Annotated in this window: 8 protein-coding genes; 6 read left to right on the top strand and 2 right to left on the bottom strand. The window is 71.3% G+C overall.

The annotated features are described in order from the left end of the window. Together P409_RS39095 and P409_RS22085 are read left to right on the top strand one after the other, a co-directional pair. The coding region (locus P409_RS39095) for a hypothetical protein (RefSeq protein ID WP_034843742.1) at positions 1-246 on the top strand (246 nt) is incomplete at its 5' end. 67 nt (positions 247-313) lie between these two features. Next, the gene (locus P409_RS22085; protein WP_034843743.1) at positions 314-742 is read left to right on the top strand and encodes a DoxX family protein; all 429 of its coding nucleotides are present in this window, start codon (positions 314-316) and stop codon (positions 740-742) included. 253 nt (positions 743-995) lie between these two features. Here the strand turns inward: P409_RS22085 and P409_RS22090 are convergent, their stop codons facing one another. After that, positions 996-1,604: a TetR/AcrR family transcriptional regulator gene (locus tag P409_RS22090; protein ID WP_034843744.1), complete on the bottom strand. Its 609-nt coding sequence runs from the start codon at positions 1,602-1,604 to the stop codon at positions 996-998. Positions 1,605-1,684: 80 nt separating this feature from the next. On the opposite strand from P409_RS22090, the gene P409_RS22095 reads away from it, so the two are divergent. The 3 genes from P409_RS22095 (at position 1,685) to P409_RS22105 (ending at position 5,550) form a co-directional block, all read left to right on the top strand. Continuing rightward, positions 1,685-2,863: a serine hydrolase domain-containing protein gene (locus P409_RS22095; RefSeq protein ID WP_034843747.1), complete on the top strand. Its 1,179-nt coding sequence runs from the start codon at positions 1,685-1,687 to the stop codon at positions 2,861-2,863. Positions 2,864-2,954: 91 nt separating this feature from the next. Continuing rightward, positions 2,955-5,207: an adenosylcobalamin-dependent ribonucleoside-diphosphate reductase gene (locus P409_RS22100; RefSeq protein ID WP_274519172.1), complete on the top strand. Its 2,253-nt coding sequence runs from the start codon at positions 2,955-2,957 to the stop codon at positions 5,205-5,207. Positions 5,208-5,265: 58 nt separating this feature from the next. Further along, complete coding sequence (locus tag P409_RS22105; protein ID WP_034843750.1) at positions 5,266-5,550, top strand: DUF4282 domain-containing protein; 285 nt, start codon at positions 5,266-5,268, stop codon at positions 5,548-5,550. A 15-nt stretch (positions 5,551-5,565) separates the two neighbouring features. Here the strand turns inward: P409_RS22105 and P409_RS22110 are convergent, their stop codons facing one another. Further along, entirely contained in the window at positions 5,566-6,186 is a 621-nt protein-coding gene (locus P409_RS22110) for a gamma-glutamylcyclotransferase (protein ID WP_081991700.1), read from the bottom strand. Between the two features lie 125 nt (positions 6,187-6,311). Between P409_RS22110 and P409_RS22115 the strand changes: the two genes are divergently transcribed. Further along, the coding region (locus P409_RS22115) for a DUF2125 domain-containing protein (RefSeq protein ID WP_034843752.1) at positions 6,312-6,860 on the top strand (549 nt) is incomplete at its 3' end.

A 6,860-nucleotide genomic window follows, 5' to 3' on the forward strand; every position in this document is an offset into this window, starting at 1 on the left:
AACGGCGCCCCCTATCACTGGATCGTCAACGAGGATTGGGCCAAGGCGGACTGGGCCGGCGGCCCCGGCACCCCGCCCTTCGGCTTCATCCTGATGGACGGGCTGCACGCCCGCGCCATCGCCGCCCGCTACGGCATGCCGGACCGGGTGGAACGCTGCGCCGGCATCCCGCTGTGGCGCTACGACGACCCCGACAGGCTGCGCCGTCCCCTGGCCGCCGCCGTCCCGGTCGCGCTGCCCGACTGACGGAATTGGACCCTTCGCCCCGTCTCGGCTAGGCTCGTCCCACCATAATCGTTGAGGGGAGGCGGCGATGAATGCTGTTGCAGGCGTGTCCCCGTGGCGCTCGGCGGCCGTTCTCGTCGGCCGGCTGATCTTCGCCGCGGTCTTCCTGCTGGCGGTCAGCTTCAAGTTCATGGGCATGGGCGACACCGCGGGCTACATCGCCGCGGCGGGCTTCCCGATGCCGATGCTGCTGGCCTGGCTGGCCGCCATCCTCGAATGCCTGCTGGTGATCGGCTTCCTGACCGGGGCGTTCTTCACCGAGACGTGCCTGGTCGCGGCGGTCTATGTCGTGTTCCTGGCCTTCGCCTTCCACGGGCCGTCGCACTGGGCGGGGAACCAGGCCGAGTTCGGCTTCTTCGTCGACCACTTCACCTTCCTGGCCGGCCTGCTCTTCGCCGCGGCGCACGGGCCAGGCCGGATCCTGGCCTGGCGCCGGACCGCGATCGGCGGGGCTTGAAGTCGACCAAGCCGGGTTGAATTGGCGTTGCGTCCGATCGAGGAGCAACAGGATGCCGACCATCTGCGATTGCCTCTCCCGCCGGACGCGGGAGAGGTCGGGCTCGCGCAGCGAGACCAGGTGAGGGCTGGCCCAGGCCTCGACGAACTCCCCTCACCCGGAGCCGCTTCGCGTCTCCGACCTCTCCCGCAAGCGGGAGAGGCAAACCGAAGCGCGACCCCTCCAGCGTGATCCGGTTCGAAATCATCCGGCTCTAGGTCGCCGGCCAGGCGGCCATCGCCCGGTGCACGATCTTCATCAGGTCGTCGCGCCCGGCGCCATCCAGCGCCTGCACCGACAGGCCCTGGATGATGGCGCCATAGAACCGCGCCAGCTCGTCCGGGTCGGTGCCGGGCGGCAGCTCGCCCTCCTCCACGGCGCGGGCGAAGCGGGCGCGCAGCCGCGCCACCGAATTGCCGCGCCGCTCCGTCACCACCGCCGCGGCCGGCCGGTTCTCCGGGGCGCAGGTCAGCACGGCGGTGGAGACCATGCAGCCGGGCGGATGCGCCGGATCGCTGAAGTCGCGGGCGGAGCCTTCCAGGATCAGCTGCACCGCCTCGCGCGCCGTCGGTGCCGTCATCGCCCAGGGGGCGGCGCGCTGCGGATCGGCGCGATAGCGGTCCAGCACCTCGCGATACAGCCGCTCCTTCGACCCGAAAGCGCCGTACAGGCTGGGCGTGGTGATGCCCATCGCCGCCGTCAGGTCGGCGATCGAGGCGCCCTCATAGCCCTGGCGCCAGAACACCGGCAGCGCCCGGTCCAGCGCCGCGTCGCGGTCGAAGCCCCGGGGACGGCCGCGCGGACGTGGCGGATCTGTTTTCATAGCGATCGGTCTGAAATTCCGGTTGACGCGAATTCTCCGATCATATTTCGTAGCGATCCATCCGAAAATGGAGTCCCGCGATGACGACCACCCTGTTGGACATCGAGCCCGCCGCCGGATCCGCCCTGTCACGGGGGATCGACGCCGCCATCGACCGGGCGCTGGCGGAGAGGCGGATCGTCGGCACGGTGGTGCTGGCAGCGCAGGATGGCCGGCTGGTCTATCGCCGCGCCGCCGGCCTGGCCGACCGCGAGGCGGGCCGCGCGATGCGCGAGGACACGGTGTTCCTCTATGCCTCGCTGACCAAGCCGATGGTCACCGCCGCCGCGCTGCGGCTGGTGGAGGAGGGGCGGATCGCCCTCGCCGACCCGGTGACGAAGTTCCTCCCCGACTTCCGGCCGAAGCTGACCGACGGCCGCGAGCCGGTGATCACCATCCACCATCTGCTGACCCATACCTCGGGCCTGATCTATGGCTTCACCGAGCCGGCGGACGGCCCCTATCACCGCGCCGGCGTGTCCGACGGGCTCGATGCGCCGGGCCGGTCCTTCGAGGACAATCTGCGCCGCATCGCCTCGGCGCCGCTGGCCTTCGCCCCGGGCTCGGCCTGGGCCTATTCGCTGGCGCTCGACGTGCTCGGCGCCGTGCTGGAGCAGGCGGCCGGCGAGAGCCTGGGGGAGATCGTGCGAAGCCGGGTCGCCGATCCGCTCGGGCTCAGGGACACCGGCTTCGCCCCGCCGGACCGGTCGCGCCTGGCCGCCGCCTATGCCGATGCGACGCCGCAGCCGGTGCGGATGGGCGAAACCTACACCATCCCGCAGCCGCGGGAGTTCGCCGGGCTGAGCTATGCTCCGGGCCGGATCTTCGACCCGGCCTCCTACCCCTCCGGCGGCGCCGGCATGGCCGGCACGGCGCCCGACTTCCTGCGGTTCCTCGAAGCCCTGCGCCGCGGCGGCGCGCCGATCCTCGAGGCCGAGACGGTGCAGGCCATGGCCACCAGCCAGATTGCCGGGCTGGCGATGCCGCAATCGCCGGGCACCACCTTCGGCTACGGCTTCGCGCTGGTGACCGACCCGGCGGCGGCCGGCGTGCCGATGACCGCCGGTACCTGGCGCTGGGGCGGCGTCTACGGCCATTCCTGGTTCGTCGACCCGGCGAAGCGACTCAGCGTCGTCGGCCTGACCAACACCGCGCTGGAGGGCATGAAGGGCGCCTTCGTCACCGACCTGCGCGCCGCGATCTATGCCGGGCTGGAATAGCGGGGCCCTGGGGGCTGCCACCGTCCCTGGTTGACCCGCCCCGGGTAGACCCCCATCCTTTGGGGGTATGCCGTTCTGCGGGAGGTCCGTCGTGGCCGAGCCGGGCGATATCGCGACCCAGATCTGGGACATGAAGTACCGGCTGAAGCGGCCGGACGGCACGGCGTTGGACCAGTCGGTCGAGGACAGCTGGCGCCGGGTCGCGGCCGCCGTGGCCGCCGCCGAATCGGACCCGGATCTCTGGACCGAACGCTTCCTCGGCATCCTGCGCGACCATCGCTACCTGCCGGCCGGCCGCATCCTGGCCGGTGCCGGCACCGGGCGCGACGTCACCCTGTTCAACTGCTTCGTCATGGGCACGGTGCCGGACAGCATGGCCGGCATCTTCGCCCATCTCCGCGAGGCGGCGCTGACGCTGCAGCAGGGCGGCGGCATCGGCTACGACTTCTCCACCATCCGGCCGAAGGGCGCGCCGGTCGCCGGCGTCGGGGCCGACGCCTCCGGCCCGCTGTCCTTCATGGATGTGTGGGACGCGATGTGCCGCACCATCATGTCCGCCGGCTCCCGCCGCGGCGCGATGATGGCGACCTTGCGCTGCGACCATCCGGACGTGGTCGAGTTCATCGAGGCCAAGCGCACCCCCGGCCGGCTGCGCATGTTCAACCTGTCGGTCCTGGTCACCGACCCGTTCATGCAGGCGGTGGCCGATGACGCGCCCTGGGAGCTGGTGTTCGGCGGCCGCGTCTTCCGCACCCTGCCGGCGCGCGAGCTGTGGGACCGGATCATGCGCTCGACCTATGATTCGGCCGAACCCGGCGTGATCTTCATCGACCGCATCAACGCCCGGAACAATCTCCAATATTGCGAAAAAATTCAAAGCACTAACCCCTGCGGCGAGCAGCCGCTCCCGCCCTATGGCGCCTGCCTGCTCGGTTCGGTCAACCTGGCGAAGCTGGTGGCGGATCCGTTCACGCCCGGGGCGCGCTTCGACCATGCGGCGCTGGCGGAGATCGTGCCGGTCGCGATCCGGCTGATGGACAATGTCGTCGACGTCTCGCGCTTCCCGCTGCCGGAGCAGCAGGCGGAGGCCTGGGCCAAGCGGCGCATCGGCCTCGGCGTCACCGGCCTGGCCGATGCCTTCCTGATGCTGGGGGTGCGCTACGGCTCGCCCGAATCGGCGGCGCTGACCGAGGAGTGGCTGGAGGCGATCAAGCGGCATTCCTATCGCGCCTCGGCGGAGATCGCGGCGGAGAAGGGGGCATTCCCGCTGTTCGACCGCGACGCGTTCCTGGCCGCGCCGGGCGTCGCCGAGCTGCCGCAGGAGATCCGCGACCTGATCGCGCAACACGGCATCCGCAACGCGCTGCTGACCTCGATCGCGCCGACCGGCACCATCTCGCTCTTCGCCGGCAACGTCGCATCGGGGATCGAGCCGGTCTTCGCCTGGACCCACACCCGCAACGTGCTGCTGCCCGACGGCAGCCGGCGGGCGGAGACGGTGGAGAACCACGCCTACCGGCTGTTCCGCGAGATCCACGGCGCCGACGCGCCGCTGCCGGACCATTTCGTCGACGCCCAGACGCTGCAGCCGGCCGACCACCTCGCGATCCAGGCGGCGGCGCAGAAGCACATCGACAGCTCGATCAGCAAGACCATCAACTGCCCGGAGGACCTGTCCTTCGAGGCCTTCAAGGACGTCTATGCCCAGGCCTATGCGCTGGGCTGCAAGGGCTGCACCACCTACCGCCCGAACCCGATCACCGGCGCGGTGCTGGAGGCGACACCGACGGCGAAGGCGGCGGACGCCCCCGGCCTCAGCGCACCCGCGGCCCGGCCGGAGGTGCTGCCGGGCGAGACCTATAAGCTGCGCTGGCCGGACAGCGACCACGCCATCTACGTCACCCTCAACGACGAGGTGATCGACGGCCGCCGCCGGCCCTTCGAGATCTTCATCAACTCGAAGAACATGGAGCACTACGCCTGGACCGTGGCGCTGACCCGGATGATCAGCGCGGTGTTCCGGCGCGGCGGCGACGTCGCCTTCGTGGTCGAGGAGCTGAAGGCCGTGTTCGACCCGCGCGGCGGGCAGTGGATGGGCGGCCGCTACGTGCCGTCGCTCCTGGCCGCGATCGGCGAGACGATCGAGCGGCACATGGTGGCGACCGGCTTCCTGGCGAAGCCGGAGGGCATCGTGCCGGAGGTGGCGGTCGAGGTGACGGCGGAGGCGGTTGGGGGGCAGGTCCGGCCGCCGGGCCGCTCCTGCCCGAAATGCGGCCACCCGACCCTGATCCGGCAGGAGGGCTGCGACACCTGCCTGAACTGCGGGTATTCGCGCTGCGGCTGAGGGCCGGCGGCGCGCGGGCGGCCCGGGGGTGGGCCGGCATCGTGGAGGGGAGCGTCACATGCAATTGTCCGATTTCACCAGCTTCGAGAAGCTGATCTCGCCGACCTTGATCAAGATTCTCTACTGGGTCGGTATCGTCGTGATCGTCCTGGGCGGGCTGCGGGCCCTGTTCACCGCTTTCAGCGCCGGCGGCGGGCTGTTGGGCGCGCTGCTCGCGATCGTCGGCACCATCGCCTTTCTGATCGGCTGGCGCGTGGCGTGCGAGATCTACATCGTCGTGTTCGGGATCTACGACCGGCTCGGCGAGATCCGCGATCGCGGGGCGATGCGGCCGGAGGCGTGATCCGGCAGGGCTGTCCTACGCGATCTCGACCGCGGGCCCGGCTGTGTTGGGGATGAGGGTGTTGTCGCCGGCTTCGGCCACGCGCTTCGCCAGCGCGAACAGGGCGCCGTCGCGGATGCCCAGTTCGCGCAGATGCTCGACCGTGTTCAGCAGGTAGTCGCGGTTCGGGCCGCTGCTGCCGACGCCGGTGCGGATCATCGCCAGCGTCTCCTCCGGCCCCAGCGCGCCGCGATACTGGCGATGGCCGCGATCGGCCAGGAAGCAGCAGGCGGTGACCGGGCCGGAGGGGAGGCGGATCTGCTTCAGGCTCGGGCGGTAGACGCCCGTCACCATCTCCCGCTCCCACAGATAGGCGACCACCGCCTGCACATGCTCCGGCGCCACCTTGAACGCCATGCCGCGGCAGGAGCCGCCGCGGTCCAGCCCCAGGACCAGCCCCGGCCGCTCCGGCGTGCCGCGGTAGCGGTGGGACAGGACGCAGAAACGCCGGTGATAGCCGTGCAGCACCGCCGGCTGCCGCTCGAGATGCGGGAAGCCCGGATTCCACATCAGCGACCCGTAGCCGAACACCCAGAGCGGCTCGCCCGGGATCAGCGGCAGGTTCGGCGTCTTCCAGTCGGGGTGACCATCGGCCATCGACAAGATGTAGCGTGTTGCACATGCGAAGGGGAGGGGCGTCGTGTCGCGTTCCGCTGGTTCGGCTTGACTCCGGGCCCCGGTCGCGGCCACGTGCCATCCTCGCGCCACCATCCGGGACCGCCATGCGTCGCCGCCGCCGTATCGTCGCCGTTCCCACCACCCTCGTCGTGCTGCTCGCCGCCGGCTGGACCGGCGGCTGGTACTGGGCCGCGGGCAAGGTCGAATCGCAGGCGCAGGCCTTCGCCGCCAACCCGCCGCCCGGCGTCACGGTCGACCCCGGCACGCTGAGCGTCGAGGGCTTCCCGCTGGCCTTCACCGTCGAATCGCAGGCGCCCAGCCTGCGCCGGGCCGACGGGCTGACCTGGAACGCCGCCGGGGTGGTCGCCACCGCCAGGCCCTGGACCCTGCCGGAGGTCGGCTTCACCATCGCCCCGCCGCAGCGCGTCACCCTGCCGGGCAGCCCGGCCCTGATCGCCGAGGTCAAGGGCTCGGGCAGCGGCACCGCCCGCCTCGGCACGGACGGCAAGCCGACCCGGGTGCTGCTGACCCTGTCGCAGGTCGAGCTCTCGGGCGGGCTGCTGCCGGCGGCATTGCCGGTGGCCCGGGTCAACGGCTCGGTCGACCGGGCGCCGGAGGAGGCCGGTGCCGGCGCCGCCGCCGCGCTCGACATC

It is taken from the genome of Inquilinus limosus MP06, from assembly GCF_000767795.1.
GTDB lineage: Bacteria > Pseudomonadota > Alphaproteobacteria > DSM-16000 > Inquilinaceae > Inquilinus > Inquilinus limosus_E.